Origin of the sequence: Pedobacter sp. KLB.chiD, assembly GCF_047040275.1 — a bacterium.
Classification (GTDB): Bacteria; Bacteroidota; Bacteroidia; order Sphingobacteriales; family Sphingobacteriaceae; genus Pedobacter.
On sequence record NZ_CP178207.1, the window covers coordinates 1,550,678 to 1,569,981 of the forward strand.

At 39.3% G+C, this 19,304-nt stretch carries 17 protein-coding genes; 14 read left to right on the forward strand and 3 right to left on the reverse strand.

From position 1 onward, the window contains the following. Window position 1: 1 nt before the first annotated feature. The 9 genes from ACK1I8_RS06170 (at window position 2) to ACK1I8_RS06210 (ending at window position 7,707) form a co-directional block, all read left to right on the forward strand. Window positions 2-625 carry an acyltransferase gene (locus ACK1I8_RS06170; RefSeq protein ID WP_412468461.1) on the forward strand — a complete coding sequence of 208 codons (624 nt, stop codon included), beginning with the start codon at window positions 2-4 and terminating at the stop codon, window positions 623-625. Continuing rightward, window positions 622-2,040: a hypothetical protein gene (locus ACK1I8_RS06175; protein WP_412468462.1), complete on the forward strand. Its 1,419-nt coding sequence runs from the start codon at window positions 622-624 to the stop codon at window positions 2,038-2,040. The genes ACK1I8_RS06170 and ACK1I8_RS06175 overlap by 4 nt, the downstream gene beginning before the upstream one ends. Then, on the forward strand, window positions 1,931-2,812 hold the full coding sequence (locus ACK1I8_RS06180) for a glycosyltransferase family 2 protein (protein WP_412468463.1): 882 nt from the start codon (window positions 1,931-1,933) through the stop codon (window positions 2,810-2,812). Before ACK1I8_RS06175 ends, ACK1I8_RS06180 begins: the two co-directional genes overlap by 110 nt. A gap of 35 nt (window positions 2,813-2,847) precedes the next feature. Beyond that, window positions 2,848-3,969 carry a glycosyltransferase family 4 protein gene (locus tag ACK1I8_RS06185; RefSeq protein ID WP_412468464.1) on the forward strand — a complete coding sequence of 374 codons (1,122 nt, stop codon included), beginning with the start codon at window positions 2,848-2,850 and terminating at the stop codon, window positions 3,967-3,969. Window positions 3,970-3,971: 2 nt separating this feature from the next. Further along, the gene (locus ACK1I8_RS06190; protein ID WP_412468465.1) at window positions 3,972-4,517 is read left to right on the forward strand and encodes a DapH/DapD/GlmU-related protein; all 546 of its coding nucleotides are present in this window, start codon (window positions 3,972-3,974) and stop codon (window positions 4,515-4,517) included. Between the two features lie 219 nt (window positions 4,518-4,736). Continuing rightward, the gene (locus ACK1I8_RS06195) at window positions 4,737-5,513 is read left to right on the forward strand and encodes a WecB/TagA/CpsF family glycosyltransferase (RefSeq protein ID WP_412468466.1); all 777 of its coding nucleotides are present in this window, start codon (window positions 4,737-4,739) and stop codon (window positions 5,511-5,513) included. A gap of 19 nt (window positions 5,514-5,532) precedes the next feature. Further along, on the forward strand, window positions 5,533-6,150 hold the full coding sequence (locus ACK1I8_RS06200; protein ID WP_412468467.1) for a hypothetical protein: 618 nt from the start codon (window positions 5,533-5,535) through the stop codon (window positions 6,148-6,150). A gap of 7 nt (window positions 6,151-6,157) precedes the next feature. Continuing rightward, window positions 6,158-7,513, forward strand: a complete 1,356-nt coding sequence (locus ACK1I8_RS06205; RefSeq protein WP_412468468.1) for an exopolysaccharide biosynthesis polyprenyl glycosylphosphotransferase — start codon at window positions 6,158-6,160, stop codon at window positions 7,511-7,513. A gap of 20 nt (window positions 7,514-7,533) precedes the next feature. Continuing rightward, window positions 7,534-7,707 carry a hypothetical protein gene (locus tag ACK1I8_RS06210; RefSeq protein ID WP_412468469.1) on the forward strand — a complete coding sequence of 58 codons (174 nt, stop codon included), beginning with the start codon at window positions 7,534-7,536 and terminating at the stop codon, window positions 7,705-7,707. Window positions 7,708-7,730: 23 nt separating this feature from the next. On the opposite strand, the gene ACK1I8_RS06215 is transcribed toward ACK1I8_RS06210, so the two are convergent. After that, window positions 7,731-8,105, reverse strand: a complete 375-nt coding sequence (locus ACK1I8_RS06215; protein ID WP_412468470.1) for a response regulator — start codon at window positions 8,103-8,105, stop codon at window positions 7,731-7,733. Window positions 8,106-8,386: 281 nt separating this feature from the next. Here ACK1I8_RS06215 and ACK1I8_RS06220 point away from each other — a divergent pair, with 281 nt between their 5' ends. Further along, a complete protein-coding gene (locus ACK1I8_RS06220) occupies window positions 8,387-9,298 on the forward strand; it encodes a sensor histidine kinase (RefSeq protein ID WP_412468471.1) in 912 nt (303 codons plus the stop codon). Between the two features lie 200 nt (window positions 9,299-9,498). Here the strand turns inward: ACK1I8_RS06220 and ACK1I8_RS06225 are convergent, their stop codons facing one another. Next, a complete protein-coding gene (locus ACK1I8_RS06225; RefSeq protein WP_412468472.1) occupies window positions 9,499-10,146 on the reverse strand; it encodes a response regulator in 648 nt (215 codons plus the stop codon). A gap of 17 nt (window positions 10,147-10,163) precedes the next feature. Further along, entirely contained in the window at window positions 10,164-10,850 is a 687-nt protein-coding gene (locus ACK1I8_RS06230; protein WP_412468473.1) for a hypothetical protein, read from the reverse strand. Between the two features lie 712 nt (window positions 10,851-11,562). On the opposite strand from ACK1I8_RS06230, the gene ACK1I8_RS06235 reads away from it, so the two are divergent. From ACK1I8_RS06235 to ACK1I8_RS06250, 4 genes are all read left to right on the forward strand, one after another. Beyond that, window positions 11,563-13,821, forward strand: a complete 2,259-nt coding sequence (locus ACK1I8_RS06235; protein ID WP_412468474.1) for a GH92 family glycosyl hydrolase — start codon at window positions 11,563-11,565, stop codon at window positions 13,819-13,821. A 255-nt stretch (window positions 13,822-14,076) separates the two neighbouring features. Beyond that, window positions 14,077-14,703 (forward strand): RNA polymerase sigma factor, encoded by a 627-nt coding sequence (locus ACK1I8_RS06240; RefSeq protein ID WP_412468475.1) that lies wholly within the window; start codon window positions 14,077-14,079, stop codon window positions 14,701-14,703. Window positions 14,704-14,773: 70 nt separating this feature from the next. Continuing rightward, complete coding sequence (locus ACK1I8_RS06245; RefSeq protein WP_412468476.1) at window positions 14,774-15,796, forward strand: FecR family protein; 1,023 nt, start codon at window positions 14,774-14,776, stop codon at window positions 15,794-15,796. A gap of 84 nt (window positions 15,797-15,880) precedes the next feature. Then, entirely contained in the window at window positions 15,881-19,294 is a 3,414-nt protein-coding gene (locus ACK1I8_RS06250) for a SusC/RagA family TonB-linked outer membrane protein (protein WP_412468477.1), read from the forward strand. Window positions 19,295-19,304: the final 10 nt, after the last annotated feature.

A 19,304-nucleotide genomic window follows, 5' to 3' on the forward strand; every position in this document is an offset into this window, starting at 1 on the left:
TATGAACTTCGTTAATCTGACCTACCGCACTTTAAGATGGGGTTATAGATCGGTTTCTTCCTCACTTCAATACCTCATCTCTATTATGCTTTTAAAAGCAAACCTGGTGTCATTTGGTCGTGGGTTAAAATCCAATGGTATTCCATATCTGGACATTTCTCCATTCGGAAAAATGAGTATAGGAGAAAACTTTAAGATGAATAACGGCGGCAGATACAATATGATTGGCAGACAGCAAAAATGCTGTTTTGTAGTTAGCCGGGACGCTGCTTTGCTTATCGGGCAAAATGTGGGTATGAGCGCTGTTGCCATCATTTGTAGCCACCGTATCACTATTGGCAATAATGTAAAGATCGGTGGTAATACGGTGATTTATGATACCGACTTTCACAGTACGGATTATTTGCAAAGAAAGAACCGCTGCCAGGATGTGGCCAATAGAAAAAGCGCTGCTGTGTTTATTGGCGATGATGTATTTATTGGCGCCCACACCACCATTTTAAAGGGCGTAAAAATAGGTAGCAAATCTATTGTAGGTGCAGGTTCGGTAGTCACTAAAGATATTCCCGAGGATGAAATATGGGCGGGTAATCCTGCCAGGTTAATCAAACCAATCAGGTCATGATCACACTCCTAAAAAAATATTATCCCTATGTGCTCATTGCATTGATGAACCCGGTTATAGGCTTTTTGTTTCAGCGGTCTAATAAGGTGATCTATACGCCAACAGATGTATTGGTATTTGCTGCGCTTTGTTATTGGGCATCAACTTTTATTCGCAACAAATACAACCTCTTGCTGGCAAGATTCTGGATTTCGTTTTTTTTTCTTGGCGTATTAAATATCAACAGTGTAATTGTGTATGATACCACGTTTTATGTCAATATTCATGATGCATCGATACTGTATTTTCTGAATCTGATCGTTTTTATCATTGCCCTGATTAGTTTTGAGTCCAAAAACAAAACAGTTATTTCGGTAAAGCGAGCCAATGATTTTCATCTCAATCATCCGGTATTCTACTTTGTAATGCTGGTTTTTCCGGTTTTATTTATTATTTCTTTATACAAAGCGGTTGGTTTTCTGCCCATTTTATCTGGAGATAACTTCGTTGATGAGATGTATAATTACGATTACGGCGCCTTATATGGTTTTAAATTTATTTGTGTATACAGCTTTCTCCTCACTGTTTACTTTTTTAAGCTCAAGAAGTTCCGCCTGCTCAATATCATCTTTGCATTTTTTATTTTATTTATTTCGTCGGTTGATGGAAAAAGATTTATCCTTTTCATCTGTCTGCTGGCCTTTATTCCTTTTAACGATTACCTGAAAAAGCTGCTTTCACCTCAACAGAAAACATCCTATGTGCCAATCATTATGATTTCGGCAGCGATAGTAGTAATTTATATTAGTATGCTGGCCATCCGTTTGGGCAATAACAATGTGGATGAATGGCTGGGAATATTTATCGAGAAAATTCCTTTTGGCGTAGAATACAAAGATTTTGTGTATTCCTATGAAAAATTCAGTGACACGACTGTAAAGGATTATGATTTCTTTTTAAGTAACCTGGGAGCTTTTTTCAACTCAGGCATATTGAACTTTTTTGGATTTGATAAAGAGGCCCTTACGCACATGGGAAGCGCCTATGTATGGATGAATGCTTACAACATTGAGTTTGGTATCAGGACGGGAATTATTTCGGAATTATACTTTGCCTATGGTAGCTGGGGTGTACTAGCAATGATTCCACTGGCCTATTTTATCAATAAAACTTCCCTTAAACTTACACAGCCATGCGCTGTATTTGAACTCATTCAACATGCTATTCTTTATGCCCTTTACATTTTAATTATCAATGGTCAGGCTACCGTTTTTTTCGGATGCCTCTCTATGATGCTCTACGTTTACTTTTTTAAGTTATTGGTTAATGGAATATTTAAAAGTGAAAGGTTTGGTTTATATCGTTATCCCGGTGTTCAATCGAATCAGCTATACTATAAAGTGCCTGAAGAGCCTCGAAAATCAGGATATTCATGATTTTCAGATCGTGGTGGTAGATCATGGATCTACAGATGGAACCAGTGCCATTATCAAAGAAAATTTTCCTCAGGTAGTCATTTTACAAGGCAACGAGAATATGTGGTGGACAGCTGCAACCAATTTAGGCGTGCAACATGCGCTAAATCAACAGGCAACTTATATTTTAACACTGAATAATGACCTTGAAGTAGGTCGGAATTACCTGAGCAGTCTGTTAAAAGCAGCATCTCTTCACCCGAAAACTATAGTGGGCAGCGTAAGTGTAGATATAGCTGATCCACAAAAAGTGATTTTCGCTGGCACCAGTTACGATCCCTGGACAGCCCGTTATAAAAGCAGGGTAGATTTATCACTTTGTTATGCGGATTTAAGACAGGTGTACAAAACAATCAGAACAGATCTGTTGCCCGGAAGAGGAACGTTAATCCCGGTAAAAGCATTTTTAGATATGGGTTTGTTTGATGAGCATAACTTTCCTCATTATGCAGCTGATGAAGATTTTAGTCTTCGTGCAAGAAAACATGGCTATTCGTTGCTCATGAGTACGGAAGCATTGGTACACAGCTACGTTGCGGAAACAGGCCTGGCATCTGAACGTTTTTCACTGCCTTACCTGATCAAAGTTTTTACTTCTGTAAAATCACCCGGAAATCTGAAAATAAGGTGGCGCTGGGCACTTAAGCATTCCCGAACGCCTGCGCCAATCTATTTTCTGATCGATTTTGCCAGAATGGTCGCCGGATTAATTTTTAATACTAAAACTGCATAATCTCTCTTTTCGTACGCTCAAACTAATTTAATCAAATGAAGAATGTATTGATTCTTTACAAGTCGATGCCACAGTACCGCCTTGAATTTTTTTCCCTACTCCATAAAAAACTGGCAGAAAAGTCTATCCAGCTTCATATTATCTACGGAAACGTAGACTCCCAGGGGAAAAACGATAGCCGCGAAATAGACTTCGGGCAATTCAGGCCAAACAAGTTTTTCACCGTTGGCAAGAAAGCTTTTATATGGCAACCCTGTTTGGCAGAAATAAAAACCGCCGACCTTGTTATTGTAGAACAGGCAAATAAGCTGCTCATTAACTATGTATTACTTTACAGGAGATTTATCTTAGGTCAGAAATTTGCCTTTTGGGGACATGGGAGTAACATGCAAGCGAACAAAGGATCGTTGCTAAACCGCTTTAAAAGAATATATTCCAATTATACCGATCATTGGTTCGCTTATACCGCCAATATCAGGCATAGGTTAATAGGTAATCGTTATCCTCCGGATAAAATTACGGTAGTGGAGAATGCTATTGATACCCGTGAATTGATCAATGATATCAATTCCATTACGCAGGCAGAAGTATCCGGTTTAAAGTCGGCACTGGATATTTGTGACAATGATCAGGTACTGATCTATTGTGGTGCCTTGTATAAGGAGAAAAGATTAGATTTTCTTATAGAAACCTGCGACAGGCTTTTTGCTATGGGTTATCCATTTAAGCTGATCATTGTTGGTGGAGGACCTCTTAGGCAATATGTAGATCAAGAAGCACTTACAAGGCCATGGATGCGCATGGTTGGGCCTAAATTTGGTAGAGAGAAAGCCTTGTATTTTAAGATCTCGACACTCTTTTTAATGCCTGGGGCTATTGGATTAGCCATATTGGATGCTTTTGCATTTTCCACTCCAATGATTACCACTGATTATGCATTTCATGGGCCTGAATTTGAATACCTGATTAATGAATGTAATGGCATCGTTTCTAAAAATAACGTAACAGATTACCTTACGGCCATAGTAGAGTTATTAAATAAGCCCAAAAAGATTCATCAGTTGAAAATAAATTGTGAAGCTTCTGCAAAGCTATATACGGTAGAAAACATGGTGAATAATTTTGTTGCCGGCATTACCAAAACACTTCAGGTTTAGCAATGGGAATCATATCGCTGGTTAAGCACATCAGAATTAAGCTGCTGCTCAAAACCGTCTGGAGAAGGTATCATATTGCCGAAGGTTTTCATGCTGGTATCCGGACAAGGTTGTGGGCAAAAGACAGACTGGTTATCGGGAAAAATTTTTACATCGGAAGAGATTCACAGATCGAGGCAGACTGTATCATTGGAGATCATGTCATTTTTGGAAACAGGGTTGCCGTGGTGGGAAAGTATGACCATCATTTTCAGCAGATCGGTACACCCATTAGAATAGCAGAACAGATCAGGAGCCCGGATTATCAATGGAAAGGCAAAGGTCTAATCACTATTGTGGGCAACGATGTATGGGTAGGTTATGGGGCGATTATTATGAGCGGGGTAATTATTGGAAATGGTTGTATTGTAGCAGCGGGTTCGGTGGTTACCAAAGATCTTGATGCCTACTGGATTTATGCAGGAGTACCTGCAAAAAAAATCCGGAAAAGATTTGAAAATGATCTGGATGAACTGAAACACATTCGTAATTTGAATCAGTACCATTAATTCGTGGCTGTACTTTACAGCCACTCAGTATAAAAACCAAAAACCAACAGTGCACGCCAGTCAGGCACAATAAGCAAAATAAATCTATCACAGTGCTGGTTTAACCGCTATGGTTGGGCCAGGAACCTGTTTTTCGACAGTAATGGCAGCGCTATGCCTAAAAAATACTGTTGCCTCGTCTCCCCAGGGGCCAAAACATAAACCAATCCTCAAACAGTTATGGAATTAATATCCAAAAAACCAATTTTCTCGTTCAATTTCTCTACGTTGAACTTTGCCGATGCCGTTTCGGCCATTATCGGTTTGGCAGAGAAAAAAAATTCTGCTTATATCTGTGTATCCAATGTACACATGTTGATGGAAGCTAAAAAGGATGTTGCCTTTGGCATGGTTCTCCAGCATGCAGACATGGCAGTTCTTGATGGAATGCCGCTTTGCTGGAGTATGGCGTTGCTTCACGGCATCAAAACGGATAGAATTGCCGGCCGACACCTGATGGACGCTATCCTCCGAAAATGTGCATTACAGCAATTGCCTGTTTACTTTTATGGTGGAAAAGCGGCTGCACTTGAGCGTGCGGTAAACTTCATCGAAAATAACTACCAGGGTATACAGGTGGTGGGCAGTTATTCTCCGCCTTTCAGGCCTCTGAGTGAGGAGGAAGATCTGGAAGTAATCGAGAAAATAAAAAGATCAGGAGCTGCCATTGTATTTGTATCCTTAGGTTGTCCGAAACAGGAAAAATGGATGGCCCGTATGAAAAACAGAATCCCGGCAGTAATGCTTGGCATTGGCGTTGCGCTAGAGGTTCTCACACAGCAGCAAAAAAGTACCCCTTTATGGATGGAACGCTCCGGACTGGAGTGGCTCTTCAGGATGTGTAAAGAACCGCGCAGGTTGTTTAAACGGTATTTAATCACCAATACGGGTTTTATCTTTCTGCTGTTGCGCACATTGCTCTTCAAACGCAACCAAACTGATAATATTTCTTCTTAAATAGTCTTAAAATAATGTTATGAAATTTTTATTTATTATTGCTTCATTTATCACGACAGGTGCTTTCTGTCAGATTGCTAAAGTTCAAAATCCGGACAGGAAACTTGCTTATCAAAGCAATAGCATTCCCGAAGTTTATACTTTTAAAAAAAGATGGATTGTTGGAGTGGGCATTAATGCCGTAAACGATGCTGGCTTTGATGCTGAAAACAGCAATAGATATTTCAGGGATTTTTTTAGCACCAGCAGCTGGGATGTTAGTGTACTGACCCTTTTTGCAGATTACAAATTCAGCAGGAGTTTTTCCGTAAATGGGATGCTAAGCGGGAACAATGACCGCTCCAGCGGTAAACAGCTATTTTCGGCAGATTTAAATCTTAAATACAGTTTTGCCAACCTGATGCCCAAGGAATATTGGTTGGAGCCTTACCTTACGGCGGGTATTGGCTATAGCTGGCGTGATGCCGCAAGAAAAGATAAGTTTAATGCAAACTTTGGTTTGGGCACATGGATATGGGCCAATGATCAGTGGGGGTTAAATTTACAAGCCATGGGTAAATTAACCCTGAAAAGAAATCCATATAGCTACAAGCAAGGGGTATTGGGAATTATTTATCGGATTAAAAACCAGTATTGATTTAACCATGAGAAACAGATATAAATACATGACCATGATATCGTGTATGATGGCGGATATCATCGCTTTGCTGGTTTCTTTTCACCTGTTTCACTATACTGTTAACGATGATCACTACAATGTGATTAATCTGCAGCAAACAACCGTGATAACCTGGGTGCTGGCAGCAATCGTTTTTAGATTATATCATTTCAAAGAAGATTTACATGTTATAGCGTTTTTTAGACGAAGCTGGTCAGTATTTGTCACGCAAACCTTGTTAACCTATATCATTTTGTGGCGGTTGCCTATTGAAATAAGCCAGATTTCGGGATTATGGCTGTTTACCGGTATGCTTTTGTATTTATTGATTTCCCGGATCATCATCGCCTCTTTGTTGATCCGAATACAGAGCAAATCTCAGAAGATAGGAATCTGGGGTTTTAATCTGGCTGGAATCAGACTGGCTGCTTACTTCGAAGCCATTAATCAACCTGTACAGTTCTTTGATGAAAATGAATCTGAGCCACACGACTATCCGGATAGAATCAGGACATCACTGGTGAATACCATTAATATTGCTGCAAAAGCAAAACTGAAAGAACTATATGTAGTGATGCACCAAGACTATCTAGAAGATATGGGGCTTTACATTAAGTTGGCAGACAGCCATTGTTTAAGGGTAAGATTTATACCTTTTTATCCAGACATGTCTGTTGATCAGTTCACGGTCAGTACGCTGGCAGGGTTCCAGGTAATCTGCTCCCGTCCTGAACCACTCGCAGAAAGCATTAACCGTTTGAAGAAAAGAACTTTTGATGTGTTATTTAGCTTGTTTGTCATCTTATTTGTGCTCAGTTGGCTTTATCCGCTCTTAGCATGCATTATAAAGTGGGAGAGCAGAGGTCCTGTTTTATTTAAACAGCTCCGCACAGGAGAAAACAATAAAGCATTTTGGTGTTACAAATTCAGAAGTATGAAGGTAAATACTGAAAGTGATACCAGGCAAGCTCAGAAAAAGGACGATCGTTTAACACATATCGGACGTTTTATCAGGAAGACCAGCCTGGATGAACTTCCACAATTTTATAACGTACTGATCGGAGAAATGAGTGTGGTTGGACCAAGGCCGCATATGTTAAAACATACGTGTGATTATAGTCAGGTTGTTGAAAATTATATGGTTCGCCATTTTATAAAACCTGGTATTACCGGCTTATCTCAAATCAAAGGTTTAAGGGGAGAAACCAAACAGATTGTGGAGATGCAAAACAGAATAGATTCAGATATCGAATATCTGACTTACTGGAGTTTTATGAAAGATCTGAAAATTTGTTTACTTACCATTTACACTGCCCTGAAGGGTGATGAAAAAGCATTTTAATTCAACTAAATCAAGATATTATGTTTGCTTACTTTATAGCTGGTGCTGTTTCCGGAATTTGCCTGGCTTCTTTTTTTCTGGGAAAGGAACTGTACCGCATTTCTAAAAAAAACGATGTTCAAAAAAAAGAAATCGAAAGATTAATGGTGCTATATCATAAAATTAAAGCCTCTTGGAGCTATGAAGAGCGTTAAAGTATCCCAATAATTAAAACTCATCATGGCGTTGAAAAATCACCTGTATTTTCTTTAATCAACTGGATTAGATCGCTGGTTAAAAACGGTTTCCTTAAAAATCCGCAGGCTTCTGCAATTGCCTTTTTCTGTTCATCGTCAAAGTATCTCGTTCCGGTTAGCAAAATGATTGGGGTTTGCGATAAAACACCGCTTTTAATTTTGCCGATAAATTCTGGTCCGTTCATTAACGGCATATTGAGGTCGCAGATAATTAAATCGGGTTTTAAATGCAGGCATCTTTCATATCCTTCCTTTCCGTTAACAGCGGTATATATAGTATATTCGCATAGTTCAAGAATTTCAACAATATTTTGTCTCAGGCGCTCATCATCCTCTATGAGGAGTATTTTGATCATAAGGTTAATTTACACATCAATGTTAAGGATAAAAGATTTTATTTCAGATAATGTAGCTTAATTTGAATGGTAAAAACTACAAAAAATAAAAAATGTTAAAAATTTAACTCTGCTCGGCTTTTAAATTAACCATTTTTGAAATGCTCAGATCGTACGCATCCTTCTCACGGGTTATAAATACTTTGCCCGAATGAAAAAAATGATTTTTTTGATGCTAATATCAAATTATTGATTGGATTATAGACGACTACCGTATCTTGGCAGAGATTATTATTCGGTAAATGGAATTTAACAATCAACGCTGTATTGTGCCAATCGAAAAATCTTCCATTACTATGCGCGGATTTGTGATTGCATGGTTAACCAAGCTAAGCAGAATGCGCATAATGAATAAAAATGTAATTTTATTATCGTTTTTTGCTAAAATAGGCAGATTTATTTTAGTGAAATGGCCTTTTAAGCATACTTTAAAAGAACTTCAAAAAGCCAGGCAGCTCAATAGATTTCGTTCCAGATTTGTAAATATGTCTGTACACGATCTGGGTACTCCGTTATCGAATATTGAACTCAGCATCGAAATTTGTAAAATGCTATTGGAAAATAGGCCGGATCAGAAGAAAATTGATAGGTTTAAAGAGAAGTTGGATGATATTCTTGCCGAAACTCACAGAATTTCGACTATCGTTAACGCTTTGTCTGAGGTAAATAATAGCGAGGATTGCATACTACCTTACACACCAGACGCTGTTTGGTTTAATCGTTTTATTTATAGTTATCTGGAAACTTACGGGAAGACGGTAGTTGGCGAAAGAGAATTAAAAATCTCTCTTTTTGCCAATGATGCCAGGGTATCTATAGATGCCGCATTAATGACGAATGTTATGGAAAATATCATCAGTAATGCGGTGAAATATTCACCCGATAATACGCCGATATACATCCGTACAAAAGATCTTCATGACCGGGTAGTGTTGGAAATTGAGGATTTGGGTATAGGAATTTCAGCAGAAGATACACCGTTTCTTTTCCAGGAGTTTTTCAGGGCAAAAAACGTCGGTAAAATTTCCGGCTCGGGCCTTGGATTATCGATCGCTAAAGCCTTTGTAGAAATGAACCATGGCACTATACAAATTGAAAGCAGGGCTAACAAAGGCACAACCGTTAAAATTACTTTAGCAAAGTTAATGGATTAAATATTGCAGTCAGAGTCTTTATGTCAACTTTTTGGCGCGCATTTACATCAAAATTAATTATCTAATGATGTCAGTTAAATCAGCGTTCAGGATAATGATTGAGCCCGCCCACTGTTCTTTTGCAAAAGTGTAGTTTTTGTACCATCGGATTTTGGTAAGCAGGCTGGATGGAGGAGATAGATGATTTATTGATCTTCCAACTAAATCTGATTGGAGAGTACCTTTGAAATTAGCGCTGCTTTTGAGTTCACATTGAATTTAATGTAAATGTTCTTAAGGTGCTGGTTAATAGTGGTTGGCTTAAGTCCAAGTTTTACTGCTGCACCTTTATAAGATAAACCCTCTACAAGGCATGTTGTAACCTGTTTTTCGCGGGGAGTTAGACTTTCAAATTCCTTTTGCTTCTTCTTGTGCAGCTGGCCGATGTATTCGAATATTTTTTTTATTGCCAGAGGGCTTGTTGCGGCTCCGCCTGATTTATAGGTGTCCAAAGATTGCTTAATTTCATTTAAAGGCATTCCTTTTACCAGATAACCCAGTGCACCACTTTGTACAGACCGTATAATATATTCAACATCTTTATAAGCCGTAAGCATGACGATAATTACCTTGGGATAATATTTCTTTAAAATAGGAATTGCATCTATTCCTGAAATGTCCGGAAGATTAATGTCCAGCAATATGATATCTGTATTGAAATTCTTGGTATTGTTTTTTTCGAAAAGACCGAAATTTTTGAAAGCAAAACTAACCTGATACCCTTCCTGCAGATTAAAATAATCATTGTAATTTCTAAGAAGATATTCGTTGTCTTCAATGATTCCGATTTTTGTTATATTCTGAGCCATGGGATAAGAAAGAAATGTTAATAGGATTTGAGTTGCAGGGAAGACACAAAGTTATCCAGCAAATTGCTGATCATCAGAATCTGTGATTTGATTTCAGAATAGTGTTTGCTTTCGTGTTTTCCTTTCGCGTCTGTTTCAGAATTGATCAGTTCCAGAAGTTCAATGCTGGATAAAATCCCGGCATGAGCAGAATTGATGTCGTGCAGGAAATTTTTGAATAAATCAATGTTTCTTGTTTGCTGATTCTTCACCTGGCTTAAATGTTTGAGCAAAACATCTTGCTCTTCCTTCCATTTGGTGATGTCGGTAAATGTGCCCCATATCATGCCATTAGGCGTATACTTGTCGGTTTTAAGTAGGCTGGTGCTTACCCATTTTAAAGAATTTAGTGTTTTGATTTTTAATTCTATAGTTAAACTTTGCCGCGCGTTGCCAAATATAAATTCTTTAATTTGTTTAATCTGTTCCTGATCTTCAAGATAGGTAAAGATAGATTGATGAAGAGAATGCTGTAGGTCATATCCGGAAAGAAGCGTCCAGGGATTATTTAGTCTGATGAATGTTCCAGATGAGTCCAGATTAAAGAAAACCTCTTTAAAAAGAGGGGTAATTTCGTTTTCTGACTTCATCCTTAAATCAATTTCTGACGCCCTCATATTCTCAATATTCCCTCTAAGTTTATTAGTGTCTGATTTATATGGCATGATTTCCAAATATCATAAAATCTTGAATGAACGGATTGGTCCTCTGAATTTTTGCAAACGTAACAATGGTATCTGATCTTCCATGACCTGTTTATCTTTTAAAAGGATAGGCACTTGTTACAAACCGAATCATGTATTTTGAATGGCAATACCAAATAACATAGCGATTTTTTCAGCTCAAAGCCCATAAACCGGTAATTGTTCACTTCGACTTGAAACATTTATCCTAATAGTTGAGTAGAAAATAGTTTGTACTCCAAAGATCGGTAAATAGTGTATGGTTTGTATTACTCATTTAAGGGATATTGAAAGGAAAAAAGACTTTTTAGCCTTTTTTATCGGGGATTGCTGAAATTCCGGTAACGGCTAAGCAAATGTTTGAACAATGAATCATAAACTACGTTATCCATGCTAATCTGTTATCCATGATTAATAATATTTTTGATTCAGTTATTGGAAATCAAGATCAATCTTCAAAAACAGTTTTCAAATAGATCATATACCCTGACTTTCGACGGATATACCATCCATTGTAAAACCGAAACGGGATAACAAACAGCGTTTTTGGATTATATAGCTGAAGCTGATGCCTATCGATATTTTCGTAGATATTCTCCACCACAAAATTACAATGGTGGCCATTTTATAATTGAAATCTATTATTTTAGGCGAATCTGATGAGGTTCAGGAATCCAGTTTATAAATTACAAAAATGCTAAAGAAAACAAATATAATCTGTATTACCGCTTTGATAATGTCAACTGCAGTTTATGCACAGAAAAAATCCTTAACAAGTTATGTAAATCCTTTTATTGGTTCCGAAGAACATGGCCATGTTTTTGTTGGAGCGAATGTACCTTTCGGGGCTGTACAACTCGGTCCGTCGCAAATTGGCCGTAGCTGGGATAAGTTTAATGGTTGGGACTGGTGTTCCGGTTATAATTACCTGAGTCAGGAAATTCTTGGATTTACCCATACACACTTAAGCGGAACGGGGATAGGAGACCTGAACGACATTATGATTGTTCCGGCGAATGGCACGGTACAACTTTATCCCATGAAGTTTAACAAGCCTGAAACCGGTTACGGTTCGCTGTTCAGCAAAAAATCGGAGGTATGCCACCCGGGCTATTATGCCGTTCACTTAGACAAATACAATGTAGACGCCAAACTTACAGCTACAGAACGTGTGGGTATTCACCAGTATCACTACAATAAAGCAGACAATGCCCACCTGTTGATTGATCTTGGATTTTCCATGAACTGGGATAGGCCGGTGAAAACCTTCATTAAAAAAGTAAACGACTCGACCTATACGGGCTACAGGTTTTCTAAAGGATGGGCTAGCGATCAGCGCCTGTATTTTGCATTGAGAACCTCGCAGCCAATCATTAAATCTGCTTTTTACGCGGATAGTATACTTCAGCAATCACAGCAGGTAGAAGGTTTACATTCCAAAGTGGCCTTGTTCTTCGACGCCGCTAAAAATCCTGATCTCACAGTGAAAGTTGCCCTATCGCCTGTAAGCGAGGAGAATGCGCTTGCCAATATGAAGACAGAGGCAGCGTCAGGCAGTTTCAGCAAATACAGGCAACAGGCAGATCGGGCTTGGGAAAAGATCCTTTCTAAAATTATTATATCAGATAAAAGTGACCGGAATAAAGAGATCTTTTATACTGCACTTTTCCATATGTATTACGGACCCACCTTGTTTAATGATGCCAATGGCGATTACAGGGGAACGGATAAGAAAGTTTATCAGCGGGCACCGTTCCGTAACCTGACAACTATGTCGATCTGGGACATTTACCGCGGATGGAGCCCGTTTATGACTATTGTGCAGCCTGATTTAATTAAAGATGTTGTAAAATCCATGCTGGCGATCCACCAGCAACAGGGCAGGCTTCCGGTTTGGCCTTTAGTGGGCAGTGAAACCGACTGTATGGTTGGTAATCCTGCTATCATTATCCTGGCTGATGCTTTTGGGAAAGGTCTGATCGAGGAGGCTCAAAAAGAAGAAGTCTATCAGGCGATGAAACATACAGCCACGCGCGATTCAATGGGTCTTCAATACCTGAATAAACTGACCTATATCCCTTCAGACAAGATGCACGAATCTGTAGCCTGGGCGATGGAATATGCCATTGCTGATGCAGGCATTGCGAAAGTAGCGCGTTTACTGGGAAAGCAGGATGATGCGGTTTATTTTACGAAGAGAAGCCAGCTGTACAAACTGTATTTTGACAGGGCTACGGGTTTTTTCAACGGTCGTTTGGCCGATGGTTCATTCAAACACCCGCTTGATCCGGTATATTCCAAACCTGAAACTTCAGATTTTACCGAAGGCAATGCCTGGCAGTATTTGTTCTTCGTACCGCAAGATGTACATAGCCTGGTAACACTTTTAGGGGGTGAGACCAGTTTTAAAAAACGTTTGGATAATTTGTTCGCCATGTCGTCCAGGCAACATGAAAGTGCTGCGCCCGATATTTCAGGGTTAATCGGACAATATGCTCACGGTAATGAACCTAGTCACCATATCACTTATCTATACAACTACATTGGGCAGCCATCCAGAACCGCTGAGCTTATTCGTGAAGTGATGGAAAAATTCTACACCACAAAACCTGATGGTTTGAGTGGAAATGAAGATGTAGGGCAGATGAGTGCCTGGTATGCCTTTAGCGCCCTGGGGATGTATGCTGTTAATCCTTTGGAGGGGAAGTATGTGTTCGGTTCTCCGTTGTTTGAAAGTGCAAAAATCAATCTCTGCAATCAAAAAACCTTTGAGATCAGTTCAGTAAATAACAGCATTCAAAACAAGTATATCCAGAAAGTAGAACTGAACGGAAAACCCTATCCTGATACCTATATTCTGCATAAAGATGTGTTGAAAGGTGGTAAGCTGGTATTTTATATGGGGGCTGAGCCCGGTGTTGTGTATGGGAAGAGTACAGAAGCGAGGCCATAATTATTAGTTTATCTCTTTTAACTGTGAGGATGTGTAGCGCATAATGAAATTTTGATTTTAATTTCCCGGAAATTTATATGACTTGGCCTATGTAATCATATGTATTACATAAAAACATCAACCGCCGGATAATCCGGATGATTATTCAAGGCTGAAATGATAAAAAGCAAACAATAAATCCAATAAATGAACTTATTTATCAATAAATTTCTTTCGTAGCTTAATTTTACTAAGTTAGTAAAACGAATGATCCCTATGCCGTTAAAAAAGGTTCAAGTTAATGAAGCCACTGCGTCCGAATGGAATGCCTTTAAAGGAGGGGATTGGAACGCTTACAGACAATTGTACAATATCCATTTTAAGGCACTCAATAATTACGGTCATAAATTTACCAGGGATGTTAGCCTGATAGAGGATGCGGTACACGATTTATTTGTGAATTTATGGGCTAAGCGAGCGCAATTAGGTAATCCCGTATCGGTAAAAAATTATCTCTATAAATCACTAAGAAACCTTTTGTTTAGAAAAATGGAATCTCAGCAACGTTTTGTAAAGGTAGATTCCCCTGACGATTATCCATTTAATTTTGAAGTATCATTTGATACCATTTTTATGGAAGATGAGTCGAAAAAAGAACTTCAGCGTAAATTAAAAGAAGCTATCAATACCCTTTCTAACAGACAACAGGAAATTATTTACCTAAGATTTTATGAAGGTTTAAGCTACGAAGAGGCTGCAGATATTATGAATCTGAATGTTGCTTCCAGCTATAAACTGCTTTACAAGGCTATAGGGAAACTTCAGGAACGCGTCAGACTGGTAGATTTAATGATGATGTTGGCTTTCATGGCATCAAAAAAAGCACTTTTAGAAATTAATTAATTTTTTTTCAAAAATGTAGGGATAATTTTGGCTGGTTCATGTATATAGCGTTTATAAATAACTTGCTGATATGGATTTTTCTAAATATACACACTACACTTTTGATGATTTTCTGAATGATGATGTTTTTCTGACATTTGTTGTGGAACAGAATGCTTCGGATGTATTGGCATGGGAAAAATTCAAAGTTGAACATCCTTATAAAAGCAAAATCGCCCTGGCTGCGTTCGATACCATTTCCGCTTATCGCCAGCAAAGAGTTTTCAGTAATGAACAGGCGCAGCAATCGATTTTCGAAAAAATTTCGCTCAGTGTAACAGCAGGTGGGCCGAAAATCAAAAAACTTTCTTTTTCACCTTTCTTTAAGGTAGCAGCGGTTTTTGCCGTAGTGGTTTTATCGGCTGTACTCTATTTCACCTTATGGAACAAAGATGCGGTTCAAACGGATTATGGTATGATCAAAACCATCACCCTGCCAGATGGATCGGAGGTGACACTGAATGGAAATTCAAAAATCAGTTATGCTGAAGGTTTTGGTGATGGGCCAAGAGAAGTCTGGATTGATGGCGAAGCTTTGTTTAAGGTGAAACACATCAATGTGGATACCAATCACATCCAGCCAGCCGAAAAATTTATAGTGCATTGCAGAGACCTGAACATTGAAGTATTGGGAACCACCTTTAATGTAAAAAGCAGACATGAAAAAACAACTGTTGGCCTGATAACAGGTAAAATCAGGGTGGATTACGTAGATGAAGCCAAACACAGGAAACAATTTGTGATGAAACCTGGTGATTTGATAAAGCACGCAGAGGAAAGTAATCTGGTTCATCAGAAAATGGTTAACCCGCAACATTTAACTGCCTGGATCAACCGTCAGCTAGTGTTTCAAAATGCCAGTCTGGAAGAGATGATCGGAGTATTACAGGATGATCTGGGCTATGAAGTATTGTTAAAAGATAAAAAATTGAGCGAACTTAAGGTTGAAGGCGAAATAAATGTAGCCAGCGTTAAAGAGTTGCTTCAGATTTTATCTACCACCTTACACTTAAATATTACAACAAGTAACAAGAAAATAACCATAACACCATAGTTTGGAAAAGATTTAAGCGCTTGAATCCAATCTAAGCTGGAAATTAACAACAATTAACCAACAACAACTAAACTAAACAGGATTATGAGAATACTCTACCTTAGGAGGGTAGCTGAATACAGCTGCCTTACTTTGATGCTTTGTGCGTGTACATTATTTTGTTCTGCCCAGCTCCTGGCCCGCAATGTGGCACATGTGAACAGGGTAAAAGCGCAAAGCCATAACGATAATAAAATAGCGCTGAAAACGGCCTTACAACTGATCAAAACCAGGTTTGATATCAAGATAGCTTATAAAGCCGGTATTCTGGAAAACAAAGACAGCAACCTGACTGAAACACAGCTGATGGCCATTGGTGATGCCAAAAGGGCTTTAACTGTTGCTTTGGAAGGTTCATCACTTGATTTTAATAAGATCAGCGAGTCGCAGTATATTATTGTTAGTGCCGGAGCCGTAAATGCAGCTGATGTAATTAAGGGGACCATTTTTTCAGCAAGCGATAACCTGCCATTAATAGGGGCTACCGTATATATCAAAGGGACCAAAACCGGTGCTTCAACTGACGCGCAGGGACAGTTTAGCATTACCATTCCCAACGAACTGGCCGGAAAACCCATCGTTTTAAGCATTGCATCTGTAGGATACGAAACACTTGAACTTCCGGTAAGTGATTTTAAAACACCCGTAAGCGTAAAACTAAAAGAGAGTGCAAGCAGCTTAAATGATGTAGTGGTAACCGCGTTGGGGATAAAACGTGACAGTAAAGCTTTAGGTTATGCGGTTACAGAAGTAAAGGGATCTGAATTTACGCAGGCCCGTGAAAATAACGTAGCTAATGCCTTAACAGGTAAAATTGCAGGGGTTAATGCTACGGGTTTATCTACAGGGCCTGGTGGGTCCAGCCGGGTAATCATCCGTGGTAATGGCTCATTTAACGGCAATAACCAGCCGCTTTATGTGGTAAACGGAATGCCGATTGATAACAGTGTACCAGGTGGTGCAGCCACTACAAATGGCCTGGCTACCAATGTGGATAGGGGTGATGGAATTTCAAGTATCAATCCGGATGATATTGAAAGTATTACCGTTTTAAAGGGTGGTACTGCAGCTGCACTATACGGTTCGCGCGCCAGTAACGGGGTGATTTTAATTACCACCAAAAAGGGCGTTAAACAAAAAGGTATCGGCGTGGAATATAATACCACCTTTACCATTGAGAACGCCATTAATGATAATGATTATCAGTATGAATACGGACAAGGGCTGGGTGGGGTTAAACCTATGACGAAGAACGATGCGATTGCCACCGGCCGTTTATCATTTGGAGCGAAAATAGATGGATCTGACTATGTAGCTGCAGATGGACTAACCCATCCCTACAGTGCAGTAAAGGATAACATCAAAAATTTCTATTCTACGGGAACAAACTTTACCAATACCATAGCATTTTCGGGTGGTACAGATGGTATTATCTACCGTTTATCTTTGTCAGATCTGGACAGTAAAGGGATTATTTCCAGTACCCGGTTTAAAAGACAGACCGCCAACCTAAACATTAATGCAAAAATTACTGATAAAATAAAGGTAGAAGGTTTGGCGCAGTACAACCTCGAAAAAGGTTTTGGCAGAACGCTGGCCGGCGATGCGTTGGGTAATCCAAACTGGACACCTTATGAGGTTGCCAATACGGTAGATGTGCGTTGGCTTGCCCCAGGTTACGATGCCGCCGGGAACCAAACGCCTTGGAACGATGCAGGTATTGCCACCAACGGTTATTTTGTGATCAATAAATACCAGCAAAATGATGTAAAAAACAGGTTTATCGGCCAGGGGTCTATTACCTATGATATCGTGAAGAATTTCCAGTTAAAAGGGGTCATCAGCCGCGATTTTTACAATTATAATTATGTTAATATTTTGCCAACCGGCGATATCTACATTCCAAAAGGACAGTATTCCGGCATTAAATCGGATGTTTCCGAAACCAACTCGCTGATTACCGGAAATTATAAAAACCGCATCGCAGATAAAATTGGAATTTCCATATTGGGTGGAGCAAACAGCCGCCGGTTTGAAAATAAACAGTTGAATATGGATGGAAATACCTTTACCATTCCATTTTTCTACAGTTATAAAAACCTGGCCACTTCGAGTACCATCCCTACGTATCAGCGAATCAGGACGAACTCGGTATTCGGATCTGCTGATGTGGATTACAAAAGCATACTATTTCTAACCTATACCGCACGTAACGACTGGTTTTCTACTTTAAGCCCGGATAATAATAGTATCTTATATCAAAGTGTGGGCGGTAGTTTTGTCGCATCTGATGCTTTCAAACTGCCATCGTCTATTGATATATTGAGAGTCCGTGCATCATGGGCTGAAGTAGGAGGTGGTGCTGCCGATCCATATAAAATTAACCTGAGTTATAGTAATGTACCAAGTTCGGGGCAGCCGCTTCAGAATGTAACCACAAACGACATTACCAACCCAAATCTGAAACCGTATACTTCTACGACTTACGAGGCCGGTGTAGAATTAAAAATGTTTAAAGGCCGTTTAGGATTGGATTTCACTGCATATAGTCGCAAAACAACCAACGATATTCTCAACGCAGCGATTTCATCTACTTCAGGCTATAACAATGCGGTATTAAACGTGGGTGAATTGAGCAACAAAGGAGTAGAGTTTCTTTTAACAGGTACTCCGGTACAGGGCAATAAGTTTGGCTGGAATATCAGTTACAATGTAGCATACAATAAAAGTGAAGTATTAAAACTGGTAGATGGGACCACAACTTTTGAAATGGCACGTTCTGTAGGTAACTGGGGTTACATTAACCAAACCGTAGGCAGCTCTTACGGAACTATTGTGGGAACACGTATGCTGAGGAACGAGGCAGGCCAGATTGTTTATAATTCTACTACAAAACGCCCGGTAGCTACAGGTTTACAGGAACTTGGCGATGGGGTAGCGCCGCTAACCATGGGCTTAACCCAGGATTTCAGATTTGGTAATTTTAATCTGAACTTTCTGATAGATGGTAAATTCGGCAATAAAGTGTTTTCTATCAAAGAAGTTTATGCTACCCGTTTGGGATTATTAAAGAGCACCTTGCCCGGACGCGAAAACGGATTGACCATTTCGGGGGTTGACCAGGCAGGAAATCCATATTCAGCTTTAATTCCGGTAAGCGATCTGCGTGCTTATTATAACGACATGCGTAATTACTCAGAACTATTTGTACATGACGGGAGCTTTATCAAACTTCGCCAGGCTATATTATCGTACAATATTCCGGTTAAGAAACTTGATTTTCTTAAAATACAGTCGGCCAGTATCTCATTTGTTGCGCGTAATATCCTAACCTTCTATAAAAAGACCGATAATTTCGACCCGGAATCGAGTTTTACAAATGGTAATGCGCAAGGTTTCGAATCAATCGGATTGCCACGTACACGTACTTTCGGTTTAAACCTCATGGTTAAATTTTAATACTTGAAAG

Bases quoted from the DNA above. Each gene is read 5' to 3' on its own strand.
- ACK1I8_RS06225 (WP_412468472.1), bottom strand. From the start codon at position 10,146: ATGGCTCAGAATATAACAAAAATCGGAATCATTGAAGACAACGAATAT.
- ACK1I8_RS06205 (WP_412468468.1), top strand. From the start codon at position 6,158: ATGAGAAACAGATATAAATACATGACCATGATATCGTGTATGATGGCG.
- ACK1I8_RS06220 (WP_412468471.1), top strand. From the start codon at position 8,387: ATGGAATTTAACAATCAACGCTGTATTGTGCCAATCGAAAAATCTTCC.
- ACK1I8_RS06230 (WP_412468473.1), bottom strand. From the start codon at position 10,850: ATGCCATATAAATCAGACACTAATAAACTTAGAGGGAATATTGAGAAT.
- ACK1I8_RS06200 (WP_412468467.1), top strand. From the start codon at position 5,533: ATGAAATTTTTATTTATTATTGCTTCATTTATCACGACAGGTGCTTTC.
- ACK1I8_RS06175 (WP_412468462.1), top strand. From the start codon at position 622: ATGATCACACTCCTAAAAAAATATTATCCCTATGTGCTCATTGCATTG.
- ACK1I8_RS06235 (WP_412468474.1), top strand. From the start codon at position 11,563: ATGCTAAAGAAAACAAATATAATCTGTATTACCGCTTTGATAATGTCA.
- ACK1I8_RS06250 (WP_412468477.1), top strand. From the start codon at position 15,881: ATGAGAATACTCTACCTTAGGAGGGTAGCTGAATACAGCTGCCTTACT.
- ACK1I8_RS06195 (WP_412468466.1), top strand. From the start codon at position 4,737: ATGGAATTAATATCCAAAAAACCAATTTTCTCGTTCAATTTCTCTACG.
- ACK1I8_RS06215 (WP_412468470.1), bottom strand. From the start codon at position 8,105: ATGATCAAAATACTCCTCATAGAGGATGATGAGCGCCTGAGACAAAAT.
- ACK1I8_RS06240 (WP_412468475.1), top strand. From the start codon at position 14,077: ATGCCGTTAAAAAAGGTTCAAGTTAATGAAGCCACTGCGTCCGAATGG.
- ACK1I8_RS06185 (WP_412468464.1), top strand. From the start codon at position 2,848: ATGAAGAATGTATTGATTCTTTACAAGTCGATGCCACAGTACCGCCTT.
- ACK1I8_RS06190 (WP_412468465.1), top strand. From the start codon at position 3,972: ATGGGAATCATATCGCTGGTTAAGCACATCAGAATTAAGCTGCTGCTC.
- ACK1I8_RS06210 (WP_412468469.1), top strand. From the start codon at position 7,534: ATGTTTGCTTACTTTATAGCTGGTGCTGTTTCCGGAATTTGCCTGGCT.
- ACK1I8_RS06170 (WP_412468461.1), top strand. From the start codon at position 2: ATGAACTTCGTTAATCTGACCTACCGCACTTTAAGATGGGGTTATAGA.
- ACK1I8_RS06245 (WP_412468476.1), top strand. From the start codon at position 14,774: ATGGATTTTTCTAAATATACACACTACACTTTTGATGATTTTCTGAAT.
- ACK1I8_RS06180 (WP_412468463.1), top strand. From the start codon at position 1,931: ATGGAATATTTAAAAGTGAAAGGTTTGGTTTATATCGTTATCCCGGTG.